Annotated in this window: 16 protein-coding genes; 13 read left to right on the top strand and 3 right to left on the bottom strand. The window is 54.3% G+C overall.

Features of this window, described 5'->3' with window-relative positions:
- Positions 1-101: 101 nt before the first annotated feature.
- Complete coding sequence (araC, locus tag ACLJRH_RS17725) at positions 102-947, bottom strand: arabinose operon transcriptional regulator AraC (RefSeq protein ID WP_000852387.1); 846 nt, start codon at positions 945-947, stop codon at positions 102-104.
- Between the two features lie 340 nt (positions 948-1,287).
- Between araC and araB the strand changes: the two genes are divergently transcribed.
- The 3 genes from araB to araD all read left to right on the top strand — a co-directional run bounded on the left by araB (position 1,288) and on the right by araD (position 5,346).
- The gene (gene araB, locus ACLJRH_RS17720; protein WP_023223146.1) at positions 1,288-2,997 is read left to right on the top strand and encodes a ribulokinase; all 1,710 of its coding nucleotides are present in this window, start codon (positions 1,288-1,290) and stop codon (positions 2,995-2,997) included.
- A 10-nt stretch (positions 2,998-3,007) separates the two neighbouring features.
- Positions 3,008-4,510 (top strand): L-arabinose isomerase, encoded by a 1,503-nt coding sequence (gene araA / locus ACLJRH_RS17715; RefSeq protein ID WP_023137258.1) that lies wholly within the window; start codon positions 3,008-3,010, stop codon positions 4,508-4,510.
- Positions 4,511-4,650: 140 nt separating this feature from the next.
- Positions 4,651-5,346, top strand: a complete 696-nt coding sequence (araD, locus tag ACLJRH_RS17710) for an L-ribulose-5-phosphate 4-epimerase (RefSeq protein WP_000888684.1) — start codon at positions 4,651-4,653, stop codon at positions 5,344-5,346.
- 5 nt (positions 5,347-5,351) lie between these two features.
- Here the strand turns inward: araD and ACLJRH_RS17705 are convergent, their stop codons facing one another.
- Complete coding sequence (locus ACLJRH_RS17705) at positions 5,352-5,771, bottom strand: DUF4751 family protein (RefSeq protein WP_023137259.1); 420 nt, start codon at positions 5,769-5,771, stop codon at positions 5,352-5,354.
- Positions 5,772-6,288: 517 nt separating this feature from the next.
- Between ACLJRH_RS17705 and ACLJRH_RS17700 the strand changes: the two genes are divergently transcribed.
- The 4 genes from ACLJRH_RS17700 (at position 6,289) to rluA (ending at position 13,055) form a co-directional block, all read left to right on the top strand.
- Entirely contained in the window at positions 6,289-6,909 is a 621-nt protein-coding gene (locus ACLJRH_RS17700; protein WP_001628131.1) for a YdcF family protein, read from the top strand.
- A 43-nt stretch (positions 6,910-6,952) separates the two neighbouring features.
- Positions 6,953-9,304 carry a DNA polymerase II gene (gene polB, locus ACLJRH_RS17695; RefSeq protein ID WP_023137260.1) on the top strand — a complete coding sequence of 784 codons (2,352 nt, stop codon included), beginning with the start codon at positions 6,953-6,955 and terminating at the stop codon, positions 9,302-9,304.
- Positions 9,305-9,477: 173 nt separating this feature from the next.
- Positions 9,478-12,384, top strand: coding sequence for an RNA polymerase-associated protein RapA (gene rapA / locus ACLJRH_RS17690; protein WP_001116966.1), 2,907 nt, complete (start codon positions 9,478-9,480; stop codon positions 12,382-12,384).
- 11 nt (positions 12,385-12,395) lie between these two features.
- Positions 12,396-13,055 carry a bifunctional tRNA pseudouridine(32) synthase/23S rRNA pseudouridine(746) synthase RluA gene (gene rluA / locus ACLJRH_RS17685; protein ID WP_000525198.1) on the top strand — a complete coding sequence of 220 codons (660 nt, stop codon included), beginning with the start codon at positions 12,396-12,398 and terminating at the stop codon, positions 13,053-13,055.
- A gap of 94 nt (positions 13,056-13,149) precedes the next feature.
- Here rluA and djlA read toward each other — a convergent pair whose 3' ends face one another.
- Entirely contained in the window at positions 13,150-13,962 is an 813-nt protein-coding gene (gene djlA / locus ACLJRH_RS17680; protein WP_001200595.1) for a co-chaperone DjlA, read from the bottom strand.
- 253 nt (positions 13,963-14,215) lie between these two features.
- Between djlA and lptD the strand changes: the two genes are divergently transcribed.
- From lptD to apaH, 6 genes are read left to right on the top strand one after another with little or no spacing between them, the layout of a single operon-like run.
- The gene (lptD, locus tag ACLJRH_RS17675) at positions 14,216-16,570 is read left to right on the top strand and encodes an LPS assembly protein LptD (protein ID WP_000746125.1); all 2,355 of its coding nucleotides are present in this window, start codon (positions 14,216-14,218) and stop codon (positions 16,568-16,570) included.
- Positions 16,571-16,623: 53 nt separating this feature from the next.
- Positions 16,624-17,910, top strand: a complete 1,287-nt coding sequence (surA, locus tag ACLJRH_RS17670) for a peptidylprolyl isomerase SurA (protein ID WP_000800482.1) — start codon at positions 16,624-16,626, stop codon at positions 17,908-17,910.
- Entirely contained in the window at positions 17,910-18,899 is a 990-nt protein-coding gene (pdxA, locus tag ACLJRH_RS17665; RefSeq protein WP_023137175.1) for a 4-hydroxythreonine-4-phosphate dehydrogenase PdxA, read from the top strand. Before surA ends, pdxA begins: the two co-directional genes overlap by 1 nt.
- Positions 18,896-19,717 (top strand): 16S rRNA (adenine(1518)-N(6)/adenine(1519)-N(6))-dimethyltransferase RsmA, encoded by an 822-nt coding sequence (rsmA, locus tag ACLJRH_RS17660; protein ID WP_001065402.1) that lies wholly within the window; start codon positions 18,896-18,898, stop codon positions 19,715-19,717. Before pdxA ends, rsmA begins: the two co-directional genes overlap by 4 nt.
- A gap of 2 nt (positions 19,718-19,719) precedes the next feature.
- Positions 19,720-20,097 carry a Co2+/Mg2+ efflux protein ApaG gene (apaG, locus tag ACLJRH_RS17655; protein WP_000610894.1) on the top strand — a complete coding sequence of 126 codons (378 nt, stop codon included), beginning with the start codon at positions 19,720-19,722 and terminating at the stop codon, positions 20,095-20,097.
- A gap of 10 nt (positions 20,098-20,107) precedes the next feature.
- Entirely contained in the window at positions 20,108-20,956 is an 849-nt protein-coding gene (gene apaH / locus ACLJRH_RS17650; RefSeq protein ID WP_000257211.1) for a bis(5'-nucleosyl)-tetraphosphatase (symmetrical) ApaH, read from the top strand.
- Positions 20,957-21,039 lie beyond the last annotated feature (83 nt).

The raw sequence follows: 21,039 nt of genomic DNA, 5'->3' as shown, positions 1-21,039 counted from the left end.
GATGAAGCAGGGATTCTGCTTACCCCGTCCCCCTTCGTCAAGCCGTCAATTATCCGAATAGTTACGGCTTATGACATCTTTGTGGACACATCATTCACTTTTTATTCACATCCGGCCCTGAATTCGCTAGGACTTGCCCCGGTGCATTTTTTAAATACCCGCGAAAAATAGAGCTGATCGTCAAATCCAACATTGCGCCCAACGGTCGCTATCGGCATTCGCGTGGTGCTAAGCAGGAGTTTCGCCTGGCTGATACGCTGATCTTCGCGCCAACTCAATACGCTAATGCCTAACTGCTGGCGGAACAGATGCGATAACCGGGAGGGCGACAGGCAGACATGCTGGGCGACGCTGGCGATATCAAAATGGCTGTCCGCCAGATGGTCGCTGATATACTGGCAGGCATCGCGCACACGGCTATCCATCGGCGGATGCAACGACTCATTAATTACCGCCATACGTCTGAGCAACAACTGCTCCAGCAGATTGATCGCCAGTAGCTCAGAATAGCGGCCTTCCCCTTGCCCGGCGCTGATGATCTGCCCGAACAGTTCGCTGAAATGCGGCTGGCGCGCCTCGTCCGGGCGGAAAAATCCTGTCTGGGCAAAGATTGTCGGCCAGGTCAGCCACTCCTGCCAGTAGGCGCGGGGCCGGAAGTAAACCCACTGGTGATACCACTCGCTGGCGTCCGGATGCCGTCCATAGTGATGAATCTCGCCCGGCGGAAACAATAATATATCGCCAGGCCGACAGACAAACTGCTCACCATTATTATTAATGACGCCCTCTCCGCGGATGGTCAGGTTAAGAATATATCCCTTCATACCCAACGGACGATCGATAAAAAAATCCAGATATCCATTCGCTTCAATTGGCGTCAGTCCGGCGACCAGATGGGCATTAAATGAATATCCCGGCAATAGCGGATCATTTTGCGTTTCAGCCATGATTTCTATACCCCCCGATGTTCAGAGAAGAAACAAATTGTCCATATTGACCAGGACGACAGAGCTTACGTCTCCGCAAGACCTTGCGCTTAATGAAAGCACGTATCAACCCCGCTTGTGAAAAGCGCTTTGTAACAAAAGCGTACAGTTCAGGCGATAAAATTAAGTAACAGAAGTGTCTATAACTATGGCTGGAATGTCCACATTGAATATTTGCACAGCGTCACACTTTGCAAAGCATTAGCATTTTTGTCCATAAGATTAGCGAATCCTGCCTGACGGTTTTTGCCGCGACTCTCTACTGTTTCTCCATACCTGTTTTTCTGGATGGAGTAAGACGATGGCAATTGCAATTGGCCTCGATTTTGGCAGTGATTCAGTGCGCGCTCTGGCAGTGGACTGCGCCACCGGCGACGAGATCGCCACCAGCGTAGAGTGGTATCCGCGCTGGCAAGAAGGCCGTTATTGCGACGGCCCGAACAACCAGTTCCGTCATCATCCGCGCGACTACATGGAGTCAATGGAGGCCGCGCTGAAAGCCGTTCTGGCACAATTAAGCTCCGCGCAACGCGCAAATGTCGTTGGCATTGGCGTTGACAGCACCGGTTCTACGCCAGCGCCGATTGACGCCGACGGTAACGTCCTGGCGCTGCGTCCGGAGTTCGCCGAGAACCCGAATGCGATGTTTGTGCTGTGGAAAGATCACACCGCCGTGGAAGAGGCCGACGAAATCACTCGTCTGTGCCATAAGCCTGGTAAGATCGACTACTCCCGCTATATTGGCGGCATTTACTCCAGCGAATGGTTCTGGGCGAAGATTCTGCACGTCACCCGGCAGGATAGCGCCGTCGCGCAGGCCGCCGTCTCGTGGATTGAACTGTGCGACTGGGTGCCGGCGCTGCTTTCCGGCACCACTCGCCCGCAGGATATCCGCCGTGGCCGCTGCAGCGCCGGGCACAAAACGCTGTGGCATGAAAGCTGGGGCGGCCTGCCGCCCGCGAGCTTTTTTAATGAACTCGATCCGTGCATTAACCGCCATCTGCGCTACCCGTTATTTAGCGAAACCTTCACCGCCGATCTGCCCGTGGGCACCCTGTGCGCCGAATGGGCGCAGCGCCTCGGCTTGCCGGAAAGCGTGGTGATTTCCGGCGGCGCGTTCGACTGCCACATGGGCGCGGTCGGCGCGGGCGCACAGTCCAATACGCTGGTAAAAGTCATCGGCACGTCTACCTGCGACATTCTGATTGCGGATAAACAGAGCGTCGGGGATCGCGCCGTGAAAGGCATTTGCGGTCAGGTTGACGGCAGCGTGGTGCCGAACTTTATCGGTCTGGAAGCGGGGCAATCTGCTTTCGGCGACATCTACGCCTGGTTTAGCCGCGTGTTGAGCTGGCCGCTGGAACAACTTGCCGCGCAGCACCCGGAACTGAAAACCCAGATTAACGCCAGCCAGAAGCAGCTACTGCCAGCGCTCACCAACGCCTGGGCGAAAAATCCGTCCCTGGATCACCTGCCGGTGGTGCTCGACTGGTTTAACGGTCGCCGCACGCCCAATGCCAACCAGCGTCTGAAAGGCGTCATTACCGATCTCAATCTCGCCACCGACGCACCAGCGCTGTTTGGTGGTCTGGTCGCTTCGACCGCCTTCGGCGCGCGCGCCATTCAGGAGTGTTTTACCGATCAGGGTATCGCAGTCAATAACGTGATGGCGCTTGGCGGCATCGCCCGTAAAAATCAGGTCATTATGCAGGTCTGCTGCGACGTACTGAATCGTCCGTTGCAGATCGTCGCTTCCGACCAGTGCTGCGCATTAGGCGCCGCTATCTTTGCCGCCGTCGCTGCGAAGGTCCATGCCGATATTCCTGCCGCCCAGCAAAGCATGGCGAGCGCGGTAGAACGCACTCTGCGCCCCCACCCTGAACAGGCGCAACGCTTCGAACAGCTTTACCGCCGCTACCAGCAGTGGGCGCTAAGCGCAGAACAACATTATCTTCCGACTGCCGCGCCGGCGCCAACGATCCCGGCCAATCAGGCAATCCTGACTCATTAAGGACACGACAATGACGATTTTTGATAATTATGAAGTATGGTTTGTGATTGGCAGCCAGCATTTGTATGGCGCAGAAACCCTGCGTCAGGTCACTCAACATGCCGAGCATGTGGTCAACGCGCTGAATACCGAAGCCAAACTGCCATGTAAACTGGTATTAAAACCGCTGGGCACCTCGCCGGATGAGATTACCGCCATTTGTCGTGACGCCAATTATGACGATCGCTGCGCAGGGCTGGTGGTCTGGCTGCACACCTTCTCCCCGGCCAAAATGTGGATCAACGGGCTGAGTATCCTTAACAAACCACTACTGCAATTCCATACCCAATTTAACGCCGCCCTGCCGTGGGACAGCATCGATATGGACTTTATGAACCTGAACCAGACTGCGCACGGCGGTCGCGAGTTCGGCTTCATCGGTGCGCGGATGCGCCAGCAGCACGCGGTCGTCACCGGTCACTGGCAGGATAAAGAGGCCCATACGCGTATCGGCGCCTGGATGCGCCAGGCGGTCTCTAAACAGGATACCCGCCAGCTAAAAGTCTGCCGCTTCGGCGACAATATGCGTGAAGTCGCAGTGACTGACGGTGATAAAGTGGCCGCGCAAATCAAATTTGGCTTTTCGGTCAATACCTGGGCGGTCGGCGATCTGGTGCAGGTGGTGAACTCCATCAGCGACGGCGATATCAACGCTCTGATTGACGAGTATGAAAGCAGCTATACCCTGACGCCCGCCACCCGGATCCACGGCGATAAACGCCAGAACGTGCGGGAAGCGGCGCGTATTGAACTCGGGATGAAGCGTTTCCTGGAACAGGGCGGCTTCCACGCATTCACTACTACCTTTGAAGATTTACACGGTCTGAAACAGCTTCCGGGTCTGGCCGTACAGCGTCTGATGCAACAGGGCTACGGCTTTGCGGGCGAAGGCGACTGGAAAACCGCCGCTCTGCTTCGCATTATGAAAGTGATGTCAACCGGTCTGCAGGGCGGCACCTCATTTATGGAGGATTACACCTACCACTTCGAGAAAGGCAACGATCTGGTGCTCGGCTCTCACATGCTGGAGGTGTGTCCGTCCATCGCGGTGGAAGAGAAACCGCTCCTCGACGTCCAGCACCTCGGCATTGGCGGTAAGGAAGATCCGGCGCGTTTGATTTTCAATACCCAAACCGGCCCGGCGATCGTCGCCAGCCTGATCGACCTCGGCGATCGTTATCGCCTGCTGGTCAACTGCATTGACACCGTAAAAACGCCGCACTCCCTGCCGAAACTGCCGGTGGCTAACGCGCTGTGGAAGGCGCAGCCGGATCTGCCGACCGCCTCCGAAGCGTGGATTCTGGCTGGCGGCGCGCACCATACCGTCTTCAGCCACGCGCTGGATCTGAACGATATGCGCCAGTTCGCAGAAATACACGATATCGAAATCGCGGTGATTGATAACGATACCCGTCTGCCGGCCTTTAAGGACGCGCTGCGCTGGAACGAGGTGTATTACGGTTTAAAACGCTAAAAGTGGAGTCTGAATGCCCGGTGGCACTGCGTTTACCGGGCCTACGGTCCTGTAGGCCGAATAAGGCATTTGTGTCGCCATCCGGCACACCGTCGCTCGTAGGCCGGATAAGCGAAGCGCCATCCGGCAGGGAGAAAACAATGTTAGAAGATCTCAAACGCCAGGTACTGGAAGCCAATCTGGCGCTGCCAAAACACAACCTGGTCACCCTCACCTGGGGTAACGTCAGTGCCGTCGATCGCGAACGCGGCGTACTGGTGATTAAACCGTCCGGCGTCGATTATAGCGTCATGACCGCTGACGATATGGTGGTGGTCAGCCTGGAGACCGGTGAAGTCGTTGAAGGTCATAAGAAACCGTCGTCCGATACGCCAACCCACCGTCTGTTATATCAGGCATTTCCGACTATCGGCGGCATCGTACACACCCATTCGCGCCACGCGACTATCTGGGCGCAGGCGGGTCAGCCGATTCCGGCGACGGGAACCACCCATGCCGACTATTTCTACGGTACGATTCCCTGCACTCGCAAAATGACCGAGGCGGAAATTAATGGCGAGTATGAATGGGAAACGGGCAATGTCATTGTTGAAGCCTTTGAAAAACAAGGTATTGACGCCGCTCAAATGCCCGGCGTGCTTGTCCATTCGCACGGCCCGTTTGCCTGGGGTAAAAATGCCGAGGATGCCGTGCATAACGCCATCGTGCTGGAAGAAGTGGCCTATATGGGGATCTTCTGCCGCCAGCTTGCGCCGCAGTTGCCCGATATGCAGCAATCCCTGCTGGATAAACACTATCTACGCAAACACGGCGCAAAAGCCTATTACGGGCAGTAATGCCTCTAAAAACGCGTCCCATTGGGGGCGCGTTGATGAATCTGGTCGGTGATATATTCAGCAAATGCGCTTTGATAGACGTAATTATCAGAACTCACATATTCAATAATATTATCATAATGTCCCTGCAACACTTTTCCTTCCAGCGCATGGAAGAAAATATAATCTTCGATTGTTGACTGCCAGCGTTGCCCATTTAACAGATAGTTAATAATGGTATCCCGATGTCCGTTTTTTCTGTCGTGTCCTTGCCAGTGAAAAAAAGCATTGCCGTTTTCAATAATTTCGGTACGCCAAATCTGATCTGTCCATGTTTTATACTCAAAAAATCGACTCACGGTTTTTATGGAAGGGTTAGCGCGTTGAGTATTGACGAAAAGATAACGTGCGTTCCCTACCGGACACGCCTGCATATTCACATTCATAAAAGATAATTCCCGAATACCACAAATTTTGATAAAAACACCCGCACCTGAAAGTCAAAATAAAATTATATTCTAAAATAAAAATTAAATTATGCAGAGAGTTCCCGACGAATTCGCACTGTAATCCATTTTTATTTAACCATAGCGGCCAATTGGAATATTATATTTCTACCTGACGGTGCGGATGTTTCAAATAAAATTCTTACACTTTTCATTAATTAAAACAAACAAAAAATATCGCTTTTTTGTTAATCCGAGAAATAAGTAACAAATTCGAGCAAGCACTATTCTGAAAAATACTTAATGTATGGAAACAGACTTGACACAAAACAGCCAACCTATGGATAAAAATTGTAAATAAACATGATTCAAAATTAGCAGTTATAGGATAATTATATCAGCTGTCTACACCGACATCATTATATTGATAAATACACGTCAGCAAAAATATCTGACGCTAAAAGTTCTTTTATCGTTAAAATATTCATTACACCCGTCACGGGGAACGAACTCATTCATGAAATATCGCTACATCACCAGAATCGCGGCAGGCATAATTCTCATTATGGCCACGGTGTTTATCAATAACGCTATCGCTATTTATCAGTTCAGTCAGCAAGACCAGACGCGCGTAGCTGACTGCGCGATTGTCGCAGGAGCAGGCGTTAGCGGAAAAACGCCTTCTCCCGTTTTTCAGGCCAGACTGGATCATGCCATCTGGCTTTACCAACAACACATTGTCCGCGCGTTGGTATTAACCGGCGGCTACGGCGCTGGCGCAACGGTTTCCGACGCGGCGATAGCCCGTCAATACGTTCTGGAAAAAGGCATTCCGGCTAAGGCGATTTTTATTGAAGAGCGCTCTACCGTGACGCGCGAAAATATTCGTTACGCAAAACAGATACAGCGGCAACAACAATGGCGCACAGCGTTACTGGTCAGCGATCCGCTGCATATGCTGCGTCTGAAAACTATCGCTCAGGATAATGGTATCGATAGCCGCTCATCACCCACGCGATCCACCCGCTATAAATCCTGGTGGGCGAAAACCCGCTTCTTACTGCGAGAAACTTTTTATTACAGCGGATATCGGCTTTTACGTTATATGCCTGTACAAAATAACAGTATTACCCCCTAAAACAGGTTATAATTAGCGTGAATTTTTTAGACAGGTAATCATCGTGGCGCAGGCAGGTTTCATTTTAACCCGGCACTGGCGGGATACGCCGCAAGGAACGGAGGTCTCTTTCTGGCTGGCGACAGACAACGGCCCTGTGCAGGCGACGCTGGCGCCGCAAGAGTCCGTGGCGTTTATTCCGACCAGCCAGACCTCCCGCGCCGCCTCGCTGCTACAGGCGGAAAAAGACTATCGCCTGACGCCGCTCCAGCTGCGAGACTTTCATCGTCAGCCGGTCTCCGGTCTGTATTGCCGTACTCACCGCCAGCTTATGCGGATGGAGAAACTGCTGCGCGAAAACGGCGTCACCGTTTATGAAGCGGATGTACGCCCGCCGGAACGTTACCTGATGGAGCGTTTTATTACGTCGCCCGTTTGGGTAGACGGCGAGATGCGCAACGGCGTTATCCGCAATGCGCGTCTTAAACCCCACCCCGACTATCGACCGCCGCTAAAATGGGTCTCGCTGGATATCGAAACCACGCGACACGGCGAACTGTATTGCATTGGTCTGGAAGGCTGCGGCCAGCGTACCGTTTATATGCTGGGTCCGGCGAATGGCGATGACCGCCAACTGGACTTCGAGCTTGTGTATGTCGCCAGCCGCCCGCAGCTGCTGGAAAAACTCAACGCCTGGTTTGCCGAACATGATCCTGACGTCATCATCGGCTGGAACGTGGTGCAGTTCGACCTGCGTATGCTGCAAAAACATGCCGAACGCTACCGTATCCCTTTACGGCTGGGGCGAGACAATAGCGAACTGGAGTGGCGCGAACATGGCTTCAAAAACGGCGTTTTTTTCGCCCAGGCCAGAGGGCGAGTCATTATCGATGGTATCGACGCGCTTAAATCCGCGTTCTGGAATTTTTCGTCTTTTTCGCTGGAAGCCGTCTCGCAGGAACTGCTCGGCGAAGGAAAATCCATTGATAATCCCTGGGATCGTATGGATGAGATCGATCGCCGCTTTGCCCAGGATAAACCCGCCCTCGCCACCTACAACCTGAAAGACTGCGAGCTGGTCACGCGCATTTTCCATAAAACCGAGATCATGCCGTTTTTGCTGGAACGCGCGACGATCAACGGCCTGCCGGTCGATCGCCACGGCGGTTCGGTCGCCGCATTTGGGCATCTTTACTTTCCGCGAATGCACCGCGCCGGCTATGTCGCGCCCAATCTCGGCGAAGTGCCGCCGCTGGCAAGTCCCGGCGGCTACGTAATGGATTCACAACCCGGATTATACGATTCAGTACTGGTGCTGGATTATAAAAGCCTGTACCCGTCGATTATCCGCACGTTTTTGATTGATCCCGTCGGGCTGGTCGAAGGCATGGCGCAGCCGGATCCGGAACACAGTACCGAAGGTTTCCTTGACGCCTGGTTTTCACGAGAAAAGCACTGCCTGCCGGAAATTGTTAGCCAAATCTGGCACGGGCGCGATGAAGCCAAACGTCAGGGTAATAAACCGCTCTCGCAGGCGCTTAAAATCATTATGAACGCCTTTTATGGCGTACTCGGCACCACGGCCTGTCGCTTTTTCGATCCCCGTCTGGCGTCGTCAATCACCATGCGCGGTCATGCGATTATGCGCCAGACCAAAGCGCTGATTGAGGCGCAGGGTTATGACGTGATTTATGGCGATACCGATTCCACTTTCGTCTGGCTCCGGCGCGCGCATTCAGAAGCCGACGCGGCGGAAATCGGGCACAGGCTGGTGCGTCACGTGAACGAATGGTGGGCGCAGACGTTACAACAGCAAAATTTGACCAGCGCGCTGGAGCTGGAGTTTGAAACCCACTTTTGTCGCTTTCTGATGCCGACCATCCGCGGCGCGGATACTGGCAGTAAAAAACGCTACGCGGGCCTGATTCAGGAAGGCGACAGCCAGCGTATGGTATTTAAAGGTCTGGAAACGGTGCGGACCGACTGGACGCCGCTGGCGCAGCGCTTTCAACAGGAGCTGTATCTGCGTGTTTTTCGCAATGAACCTTATCAAGACTATGTGCGCGAGACTATTGATAAACTGATGGCGGGCGAACTGGACGCGCAGTTGGTTTATCGTAAGCGTCTGCGTCGCCCTTTACATGAGTACCAACGTAACATCCCGCCGCACGTTCGCGCCGCCCGGCTGGCGGATGAACAAAACCTGAAGCGGGGTCGTCCGGCGCAGTATCAGAATCGCGGCGCCATAAAATATGTCTGGACTGTTAACGGCCCCGAGCCCGTGGATTACCAGCAGTCGCCGCTGGATTACGAACACTATCTTACCCGCCAGCTACAACCCGTGGCGGAAGGAATTCTTCCCTTCGTTGAAGATAATTTTGCTACACTACTGACCGGGCAACTGGGGTTATTTTGACGCGTGACGAAAGCGCCGCCTTCCAGTACCATAGCGCCCTTTCCATTCCTGGACCTAATTAACGCCACTACCACATTAGCCTGGTAGCGGGGTCGTATACTCGCAATTATCCAGTGCTGTCGCCTGGGAATGGCGAGTAATGCCTGCAATTAAAGATATAGAGCCGAACACATATGCCTTTTACACTTGGTCAACGCTGGATCAGCGATACAGAAAGCGAGCTGGGACTTGGAACCGTTGTTGCGATGGATGCGCGAACCGTCACCTTACTTTTCCCGTCCACGGGGGAAAACCGCCTGTATGCGCGTAGTGATTCTCCCGTGACCCGCGTCATGTTCAACCCTGGCGATACGATTACAAGCCATGAAGGCTGGCAGCTACATATCGATGAAGTAAAAGAAGAAAATGGCCTGCTTGTTTATGTCGGCACCCGCCTGGATACCGAAGAGACCAATGTGACGCTGCGCGAAGTTCTGCTCGACAGCAAGTTGGTTTTCAGTAAGCCCCAGGATCGTCTGTTCGCCGGTCAAATCGATCGAATGGATCGGTTCGCGCTGCGCTATCGCGCCCGTAAATTTCAGAGCGAGCAGTACCGGATGCCATACAGCGGCCTGCGCGGTCAGCGGACCAACCTGATCCCGCATCAGCTTAATATCGCTCATGATGTGGGTCGTCGCCATGCGCCGCGCGTACTGCTGGCGGATGAAGTGGGCTTAGGTAAAACCATTGAAGCCGGGATGATTCTGCATCAACAGTTATTATCCGGCGCGGCGGAACGCGTATTGATCATTGTTCCGGAAACCCTGCAACACCAGTGGCTGGTAGAAATGCTGCGCCGTTTCAACCTGCGCTTCGCGCTGTTCGATGACGAACGCTATACCGAAGCGCAGCACGACGCGTATAACCCGTTTGAAACCGAGCAACTGGTGATCTGCTCGCTGGATTTCGCCCGCCGTAATAAGCAGCGTCTGGAACATTTGTGCGACGCCGAGTGGGATTTGCTGGTGGTCGACGAAGCGCATCATCTGGTGTGGAGCACCGATGCGCCGAGCCGTGAATATATGGCCATCGAACAATTAGCTGAACGCGTACCGGGCGTGCTGCTGCTGACCGCCACGCCAGAACAGCTGGGGATGGAAAGCCATTTCGCCCGTCTGCGCCTGCTGGATCCGAACCGTTTCCACGATTTCGAACAGTTTGTCGAAGAACAGAAAAACTACCGCCCTGTCGCCGATGCGGTGGCCATGCTGCTGGCGGGCAATAAACTCAGCAACGACGAACTGAACAGGCTGGGCGATCTGATCGGCGAACAGGATATTGAACCGCTGTTGCAGGCCGCTAATAGCGATCGCGACGACGCGCAGGCCGCCCGTGATGAGCTGGTGTCGATGCTGATGGATCGCCACGGCACCAGCCGCGTTTTGTTCCGCAACACCCGTAACGGCGTCAAGGGGTTCCCGAAACGTGAACTGCATACGGTAAAACTGCCGCTGCCGACCCAGTATCAGACCGCCATTAAGGTCTCCGGCATTATGGGCGCGCGTAAAAGCGCGGAAGATCGCGCCCGCGATATGCTCTATCCGGAACAAATTTATCAGGAGTTCGAAGGCGATACCGGCACCTGGTGGAACTTCGACCCACGCGTTGAGTGGCTAATGGGCTATCTGACCAGCCATCGTTCGCAAAAAGTGCTGGTGATCTGCGCTAAGGCGACCACCGCGTTACAGCTGGAGCAGGTGCTGCGCGAACGCGAAGGCATCCGCGCCGCCGTGTTCCATGAGGGCATGTCGATTATCGAACGCGACCGCGCCGCCGCCTGGTTCGCCGAAGAAGATACCGGCGCGCAGGTGCTGTTATGTTCTGAAATCGGCTCCGAAGGACGTAACTTCCAGTTTGCCAGCAATCTGGTGATGTTCGACTTGCCGTTTAACCCGGATCTGCTGGAACAGCGTATTGGTCGTCTGGATCGTATCGGCCAGGCGCATGATATCCAGATCCACGTCCCGTACCTGGAAAAAACCGCCCAGTCGGTGCTGGTTCGCTGGTATCACGAAGGGCTGGACGCCTTTGAGCACACCTGCCCGACCGGTCGCGCGATTTATGATTCAGCCTACGCCAGTCTGATTAACTATCTGGCCGCGCCTGAAGAAACCGACGGGTTTGACGATCTGATCAAATCCTGCCGCGAACAGCATGAAGCGCTAAAAGCCCAGTTAGAACAGGGCCGCGACCGCCTGCTGGAGATCCACTCCAACGGCGGAGAAAAAGCCCAACAGCTCGCACAAAGCATTGAAGAACAGGACGACGACACCAACCTGATCGCGTTCGCCATGAACCTGTTCGATATCGTCGGCATTAACCAGGACGATCGCGGCGACAATCTAATCGTGCTGACGCCGTCTGACCACATGTTGGTGCCGGATTTCCCCGGCCTGCCGGAAGACGGCTGTACTATCACGTTTGAACGTGACGTAGCCCTGTCTCGCGAAGATGCGCAGTTTATTACCTGGGAACATCCGCTCATCCGTAACGGACTGGATCTGATCCTCTCCGGCGACACCGGCAGCAGCACCATTTCGCTGTTGAAAAATAAAGCGCTGCCCGTCGGCACGCTGCTGGTCGAACTGGTTTACGTCGTGGAAGCGCAGGCGCCGAAACAGCTACAACTGAACCGCTTCCTGCCGCCGACGCCGGTACGTATGCTGTTAGATAAAAACGGCAACAATCTGGCCGCCCAGGTCGAGTTTGAAACCTTCAACCGTCAGCTCAGCGCCGTGAATCGCCACACCGGCAGCAAACTGGTGAACGCCGTGCAACAGGACGTCCACGCCATTTTGCAACTGGGCGAGACGCAGATTGAAAAGTCCGCCAGAGCGCTGATTGATAACGCGCGTCGCGAGGCGGATGAAAAACTGTCCGGGGAACTGTCGCGTCTGGAAGCGCTGCGCGCCGTCAACCCGAACATTCGCGACGACGAACTTGCCGCTATCGACAGTAACCGCCAGCAGGTACTGGAAAGCCTGAATCAGGCAGGCTGGCGTCTGGACGCGCTGCGTCTTATCGTCGTCACGCACCAATAACGGAGCCGTACATGGGGATGGAAAACTACAATCCGCCGCAGGAACCCTGGCTGGTTATCCTGTATCAGGATGAGCACATTATGGTGGTCAATAAGCCCAGCGGCCTGTTGTCCGTGCCGGGGCGTCTGGAAGCGCACAAAGACAGCATTATGACGCGTATCCAGCGCGACTACCCGCAGGCAGAATCGGTGCATCGTCTGGATATGGCCACCAGCGGCGTAATTGTAGTGGCGCTGACCAAAGCCGCGGAACGGGAGCTAAAACGTCAGTTCCGCGAACGTGAGCCGAAAAAGCAGTATGTGGCGCGCGTATGGGGGCATCCCTCCCCGGCGGAAGGACTGGTTGACTTACCACTCATCTGCGACTGGCCGAACCGGCCAAAGCAGAAAGTGTGTTATGAAACCGGCAAACCGGCGCAAACGGAATATAACGTGGTGGAGTTTGCGGCGGATAATACCGCCCGCGTGGTGCTCAAACCGATCACCGGACGTTCGCATCAGCTTCGTGTGCATATGCTGGCGTTAGGCCACCCGATTTTAGGCGATCGGTTTTACGCTTCGCCGGAAGCGTTGTCGCTGGCGCCGCGTTTGCAGTTACACGCCGAAATGCTGACCATTACTCATCCCGCTTACGGCACCAGCATGACGTTTAAAGTCCCGGCAGATTTTTAAATTCTGAGCCAATTTATGCCGGGGCGCTTCGCTTGCCCGGCCTACATTCATTAACGTAGGCCGGATAAGGCGCTAGCCGCATCCGGCAATTCAATCACTTGAAGCCTTTCTGTTCTTTGATTAGCTCATACGCTTTCTGAATTTCCTGCGCTTTTTGCTTCGCCATTTCCATCATTTCCGGCGGTAAACCTTTCGCGACCAGTTTGTCCGGATGATGCTCGCTCATCAGTTTGCGATAAGCGCGTTTAATGGTGGTTGCATCGTCGGTGGTTTTAACCCCCAGCACATTACAGGCATCTTCCAGCGTCGGGCCGCGCTGCGCCTGCTGCCAGCCGCCGCCGGACTGTTGATGATAACCACCGCCAAACTGCGCGCCGCCCTGCATCATGCGCAGAAACTGATCGAACTGTACGCGGGAAATACCTAACTCTTCCGCAATCACATACAGCACTTCCCGCTCATTAGGGTGCAGCGAGCCATCGGCAAACGCCGCCTGGATCTGAATTTCCAGAAACATCCGGATCAGATCAAAACGCCCGAAGCAGACGCTACGAAACTGCCGCATCTTTTCACGTAATGGGTAATTATCCGCTTTTCCGACCCGAAAGGCGTTCTGCGCGGCAGTACGTGAATCGCCGTGTAAATTCATGCGATCCATCAACTGACTGGCGATATGAATATCCGCTTCCGTCACCCGTCCTTTTGATTTGGTTAAGTGGCCCATCACCTCAAAGGTGGTGGCAAAAAACAGCGCCTGCCGTTCCCGCTGGTTGGCAAACCACGCCATTTTTCGGCTGCGGGCTTTGTCGAACATATGGCCCACCAGCAGACCCAGGACCACGCCCCAAAAGCCGCCGCCCATCATCAGGGCTACGGCGACGCCAATTATCTTTCCCCAGTACTGCATAGACTCCCCAAAACGTTACGCTATCGGTGAGGCTATCTCCCACAAAATAAGGTGCTTTTCTGCGAATGAAGGCTACGGTCAATTGTGGGACATCGCCTATAATTTGCATTATCATACCTGTCATTCAATGCCGTGCCTAACACCACAGACGCTAAACGGCAGGATTAACACTGGCGCAGCGAAGATGAGTAAGTTAGGCTGTGACCGTTTGTCACGCGCAACGCTACCGATGATGGAACAATAAATACAACGTATGAAAAAACGTATTCCCACTCTTCTGGCCACCATGATCGCCAGCGCCCTTTATAGTCATCAGGGGCTGGCAGCCGATCTCGCCTCACAGTGTATGTTGGGCGTGCCGAGCTACGATCGTCCTCTGGTAAAAGGCGATACCAACGATCTGCCGGTTACTATCAATGCCGATAACGCTAAAGGTAACTACCCGGACGATGCCGTTTTTACCGGCAACGTGGACATTATGCAGGGGAATAGCCGCCTGCAAGCGGATGAAGTGCAGCTTCATCAGAAGCAGGCGGAAGGTCAGCCGGAACCTGTACGCACCGTCGATGCGCTGGGTAATGTGCATTATGATGACAATCAAGTCATCCTTAAAGGGCCGAAGGGCTGGGCGAACCTGAACACCAAAGACACGAACGTCTGGGAAGGCGATTACCAGATGGTGGGCCGTCAGGGACGCGGTAAAGCCGATCTCATGAAGCAGCGCGGCGAAAACCGCTATACCATTCTGGAAAACGGCAGCTTTACCTCCTGTCTGCCTGGCTCCGATACCTGGAGCGTGGTGGGGAGTGAAGTCATCCATGACCGTGAAGAACAGGTTGCGGAGATCTGGAACGCCCGGTTTAAAGTAGGTCCGGTTCCGATCTTTTATAGCCCCTATTTACAGCTCCCCGTCGGTGACAAACGTCGCTCAGGTTTCCTGATCCCGAACGCGAAATACACGACCAAGAACTATTTCGAGTTCTACTTACCGTATTACTGGAACATCGCGCCCAATATGGACGCCACCATCACCCCGCACTATATGCACCGCCGCGGCAATATTATGTGGGAGAACGAATTCCGTTATCTCACGCAGGCAGGCGCCGGGTTGATGGAATTAGATTATCTGCCTTCTGATAAAGTCTACGAGGACGAACATCCCAAAGAGGGCGATAAGCACCGCTGGTTATTCTACTGGCAGCACTCAGGCGTGATGGATCAGGTGTGGCGTTTTAACGTCGATTACACCAAAGTCAGCGACTCCAGCTATTTTAATGATTTCGACAGTAAGTACGGTTCCAGTACCGACGGCTACGCAACGCAGAAATTCAGCGTCGGCTACGCCGTACAAAACTTTGACGCTACGGTGTCGACCAAACAATTCCAGGTGTTTAACGATCAGAACACCAGCAGCTACTCTGCGGAGCCGCAGTTAGACGTTAACTACTACTATAACGATCTCGGGCCGTTTGATACCCGGATTTACGGCCAGGCGGTACATTTCGTCAACACCAAAGACAATATGCCGGAAGCGACCCGCGTCCACCTGGAGCCAACCATCAATTTGCCGCTCTCCAACCGCTGGGGCAGCCTGAACACCGAAGCGAAGCTGATGGCGACGCACTATCAGCAAACGAATCTGGACTGGTACAACGCCAATAACAGCAAAAAACTGGAAGATTCGGTTAACCGCGTCATGCCACAGTTTAAAGTCGACGGTAAGCTCGTCTTCGAACGCGATATGGCGATGCTGGCGCCGGGGTATACCCAGACGCTGGAACCACGCGTGCAGTACCTGTATGTGCCGTACCGCGACCAGAGCGGCATCTATAACTACGATTCTTCTTTGCTGCAATCCGACTATAACGGCCTGTTCCGCGACCGCACTTATGGCGGTCTCGACCGTATTGCTTCCGCCAACCAGGTCACGACCGGCGTCACAACACGCGTTTATGATGATGCCGCCGTTGAACGTTTTAACGTTTCTGTTGGTCAAATCTACTATTTCACGGAGTCTCGCACCGGCGATGACAACATTAAATGGGAGAATGACGACAAAACCGGTTCGCTGGTTTGGGCAGGCGACACTTACTGGCGTATTTCAGAACGCTGGGGGCTGCGTAGCGGAGTGCAGTACGATACCCGTCTGGATAGCGTCGCTACCAGCAGCAGCAGCCTCGAATACCGTCGGGATCAGGATCGTCTGGTACAGTTGAACTACCGCTATGCCAGCCCGGAATATATTCAGGCTACGTTGCCTTCGTATTATTCCACGGCAGAGCAGTATAAAAACGGCATCAACCAGGTGGGCGCGGTGGCAAGTTGGCCGATTGCCGATCGCTGGTCGATTGTCGGCGCGTACTACTTCGATACCAATTCGAGCAAACCTGCAGACCAGATGCTCGGCTTGCAGTACAACTCTTGCTGCTATGCGATCCGCGTCGGATACGAACGTAAGCTGAACGGTTGGGATAACGATAAACAACACGCGATTTATGATAACGCGATTGGCTTCAACATTGAGCTGCGCGGTTTGAGCTCTAACTACGGCCTCGGCACGCAAGAAATGTTGCGTTCGAACATTCTGCCGTACCAAAGCTCTATGTAATCTGATTGATTTACAACGTAATCCGCATTGCGGTTAATTGAAATGGAAAAAGTATGAAGAACTGGAAAACGCTGCTTCTCGGTATCGCCATGATCGCGAATACCAGTTTCGCTGCCCCCCAGGTAGTCGATAAAGTCGCAGCCGTCGTCAATAATGGCGTCGTGCTGGAAAGCGACGTTGATGGCTTAATGCAATCAGTCAAACTCAACGCGGGTCAGGCAGGTCAGCAGCTTCCGGACGACGCCACGCTGCGTCACCAGATCCTGGAACGTTTGATTATGGATCAAATTATCCTGCAGATGGGTCAGAAGATGGGGGTGAAGATCACGGATGAGCAGTTGGATCAGGCCATCGCCAACATCGCCAAACAAAACAATATGACGATGGATCAGATGCGCAGCCGTCTGGCTTACGATGGGCTGAACTATTCAACCTACCGTAACCAGATTCGTAAAGAGATGATTATCTCTGAAGTGCGCAACAACGAGGTTCGTCGCCGTATCACCGTTTTGCCGCAAGAAGTTGACGCGCTGGCAAAACAGATTGGCACCCAAAACGACGCCAGCACCGAGCTGAACCTGAGCCATATCCTGATTGCTCTGCCGGAAAACCCAACCTCCGAGCAGGTTAACGACGCGCAGCGCCAGGCGGAAAGCATTGTTGAAGAAGCGCGTAACGGCGCAGATTTCGGCAAACTGGCGATTACCTACTCTGCCGACCAGCAGGCGCTAAAAGGCGGTCAGATGGGCTGGGGCCGTATCCAGGAGCTGCCGGGGATTTTCGCCCAGGCGCTGAGCACCGCGAAGAAAGGCGACATTGTCGGCCCGATTCGCTCCGGCGTCGGCTTCCACATTCTGAAAGTAAACGACCTGCGCGGTCAGAGCCAGAGTATCTCCGTGACCGAAGTTCACGCTCGTCACATTCTGCTTAAGCCGTCGCCGATCATGAACGATCAGCAGGCGCGCCTGAAGCTGGAAGAAATCGCGGCTGACATTAAGAGTGGTAAAACCACCTTTGCCGCTGCGGCGAAAGAGTACTCTCAGGACCCGGGCTCCGCTAACCAGGGCGGTGATTTGGGTTGGGCTACGCCAGATATTTTCGATCCGGCGTTCCGCGACGCGCTGACGAAGCTGCATAAAGGCCAAATAAGCGCGCCGGTACACTCCTCTTTCGGCTGGCATCTGATCGAATTGCTGGATACGCGTAAGGTAGACAAAACCGATGCGGCGCAGAAAGATCGCGCTTATCGTATGCTGATGAACCGTAAATTCTCAGAAGAAGCGGCGACCTGGATGCAAGAACAGCGCGCCAGCGCTTATGTTAAGATTTTGAGTAACTAATGAGCAGTGCGCAACGCGTTGTTATCACTCCCGGCGAACCCGCCGGGATTGGCCCCGATCTTGTTGTCCAACTGGCGCAACGCGCGTGGCCGATTGAACTGGTCGTCTGTGCGGACGGCGCGCTCCTGACGGAGCGGGCCGCCATGCTCGGCCTGCCCCTCTCGCTTCTCCCTTACTCGCCTGATGTCCCCGCTGCGCCGCAGCCCGCGGGAACGCTGACCCTATTGCCAGTCTCGCTGCGCGCGCCTGCCATCCCCGGTCAGTTGATGGTAGAAAATGGCCCCTATGTGGTAGAAACGCTGGCGCGAGCGTGTGATGGCTGTCTGAACGGTGAATTTGCCGCGCTGATCACAGGGCCGGTGCACAAAGGCGTGATCAATGACGCCGGCATTCCGTTTACCGGTCATACCGAGTTTTTCGAAGAGCGTTCGCAGGCGAAAAAAGTCGTGATGATGCTGGCAACCGAAGAACTTCGCGTGGCGCTGGCGACCACGCATCTGCCACTACGGGCGATTGCAGACGCCATCACCCCTGCGCTTTTGCACGAAGTGATTGCTATTTTGCATCACGATTTGCGGACCAAATTTGGTATTGCCGAACCGCGCATTCTTGTCTGTGGCCTGAATCCGCACGCGGGCGAAGGCGGTCATATGGGCACGGAAGAGATAGACACCATCATTCCGGTGCTCGACGAGCTGCGGGCGCAGGGGATGAAACTCAACGGGCCGCTACCTGCTGATACGCTGTTTCAGCCCAAATATCTCGATAATGCCGACGCGGTGCTGGCGATGTACCACGATCAGGGCCTGCCCGTGCTAAAATACCAGGGATTCGGTCGGGGAGTGAATATTACGCTCGGCCTACCTTTTATTCGAACCTCCGTTGACCACGGCACCGCGCTTGAACTGGCGGGCCGTGGAAAAGCGGATGTCGGCAGTTTTATTACGGCGCTTAATCTCGCCATCAAAATGATTGTTAATACCCAATGAATAATCGAGTCCATCAGGGCCATTTAGCCCGTAAACGCTTCGGGCAAAACTTTCTCAACGATCGGTTTGTGATCGACAGTATTGTTTCTGCTATTAATCCGCAAAAAGGCCAGGCGATGGTTGAAATCGGCCCCGGTCTGGCGGCGCTGACGGAGCCGGTCGGCGAACGACTGGATAAGCTCACGGTCATTGAACTTGACCGCGATCTGGCGGCGCGTTTGCAAACCCATCCGTTCTTAGGGCCGAAGCTGACTATTTATCAGCAGGACGCCATGACCATGAACTTTGGCGAGCTGTCTACGCAGTTGGGCCAACCGCTGCGTGTGTTCGGCAATCTGCCTTATAATATCTCCACCCCGCTGATGTTCCATCTCTTTAGCTATACTGATGCCATTGCCGACATGCACTTTATGTTGCAAAAAGAAGTGGTAAATCGTCTGGTTGCAGGGCCGAACAGCAAAGCGTATGGTCGTTTAAGCGTGATGGCGCAATATTACTGTCAGGTGATCCCGGTGCTTGAAGTGCCGCCATCCGCCTTCACGCCGCCGCCCAAAGTGGACTCCGCCGTGGTGCGTCTGGTTCCACACGCAACAATGCCTTACCCGGTTAAAGATATTCGCGTGTTGAGCCGTATTACCACCGAGGCCTTTAACCAGCGCCGTAAAACGATCCGTAACAGTCTCGGCAACCTTTTTAGCGTTGAGACGTTGACGGAAATGGGTATTGACCCGGCAATGCGCGCGGAAAATATCTCTGTCGCGCAGTACTGCCAGATGGCCAATTATCTGTCGGAAAACGCGCCTTTGAAGGAGAGTTAAACATGATCAATTCGCCCAGAGTGTGTATTCAGGTGCAAAGCGTCTACATTGAGGCGCAATCCTCACCTGACGATGAACGTTACGTTTTTGCCTATACCGTAACCATCCGCAATCTGGGCCGGGCGCCAGTGCAGCTATTGGGCCGCTACTGGCTGATTACCAATGGTCATGGCCGTGAAACCGAAGTCCAGGGCGAAGGTGTGGTTGGCGTCCAGCCGCGCATTGCGCCTGGCGAAGAGTATCAATACACCAGCGGCGCGGTAATTGAAACGCCGCTGGGCACCATGCAGGGTCATTACGAAATGATCGATGAAAATGGCGACGCCTTTACCATCGACATTCCCGTGTTTCGACTCGCCGTCCCTACACTCATTCACTAAAATTATAACAATGGCAACTTATCTCATCGGCGACGTTCACGGTTGCTACGACGAACTGATCGCCTTATTACAGCAAGTGGAATTTACGCCAGACACAGACACTCTGTGGCTGACTGGCGATTTGGTCGCCCGCGGTCCCGGTTCGCTGGACGTGTTACGCTACGTCAAATCGCTTGGCAATAGCGTGCGTTTGGTGCTGGGGAATCACGATTTACACCTGTTGGCCGTATTCGCCGGGATTAGCCGCAACAAACCTAAAGACCGGCTGACCCCGCTTCTTGAAGCGCCGGACGCCGATGAGCTGTTGAATTGGTTACGCCGTCAGCCGCTGTTGCAGGTAGATGAAGAGAAAAAGCTGGTCATGGCGCATGCGGGTATTACCCCGCAGTGGGATTTGCAGACGGCAAAAGAGTGCGCCCGCGATGTTGAAGCGGTGCTGTCGAGCGACTCGTACCCGTTTTTCCTCGACGCGATGTATGGCGATATGCCGAATAACTGGTCGCCGGAGTTAAGCGGTCTGGCGCGGCTACGCTTTATTACTAATGCCTTTACCCGTATGCGTTACTGCTTTCCTAACGGTCAACTGGATATGTACAGCAAAGCGTCGCCGGAAAATGCCCCTGCGCCGCTGAAGCCGTGGTTCGCCATTCCGGGGCCGGTGAGCGAGGCTTACAGTATTGCGTTCGGGCACTGGGCGTCGCTGGAAGGGAAAGGGACGCCAGAAGGTATTTACGCGCTGGATACCGGCTGCTGCTGGGGCGGGGAGTTGACCTGTTTACGCTGGGAAGATAAACAGTATTTTGTGCAGCCGTCAAACCGCCAGATGGATATGGGCGAAGGCGAAGCGGTCAACGCCTGATAGGTTTATGCCTGATGGCGCTACGCTTATCAGGCCTACATCTGGCTCAAGAATTGGTTTATGCCTGATGACGCTACGCTTTT

The sequence above is a fragment of the Salmonella sp. SAL04162 genome (genome assembly GCF_046551535.1).
In the GTDB taxonomy this organism is placed as follows: Bacteria; Pseudomonadota; Gammaproteobacteria; order Enterobacterales; family Enterobacteriaceae; genus Salmonella; species Salmonella enterica.
Note: the sequence above shows the minus strand (reverse complement) of the source record. Positions and strands in the feature narration are given on the sequence as shown.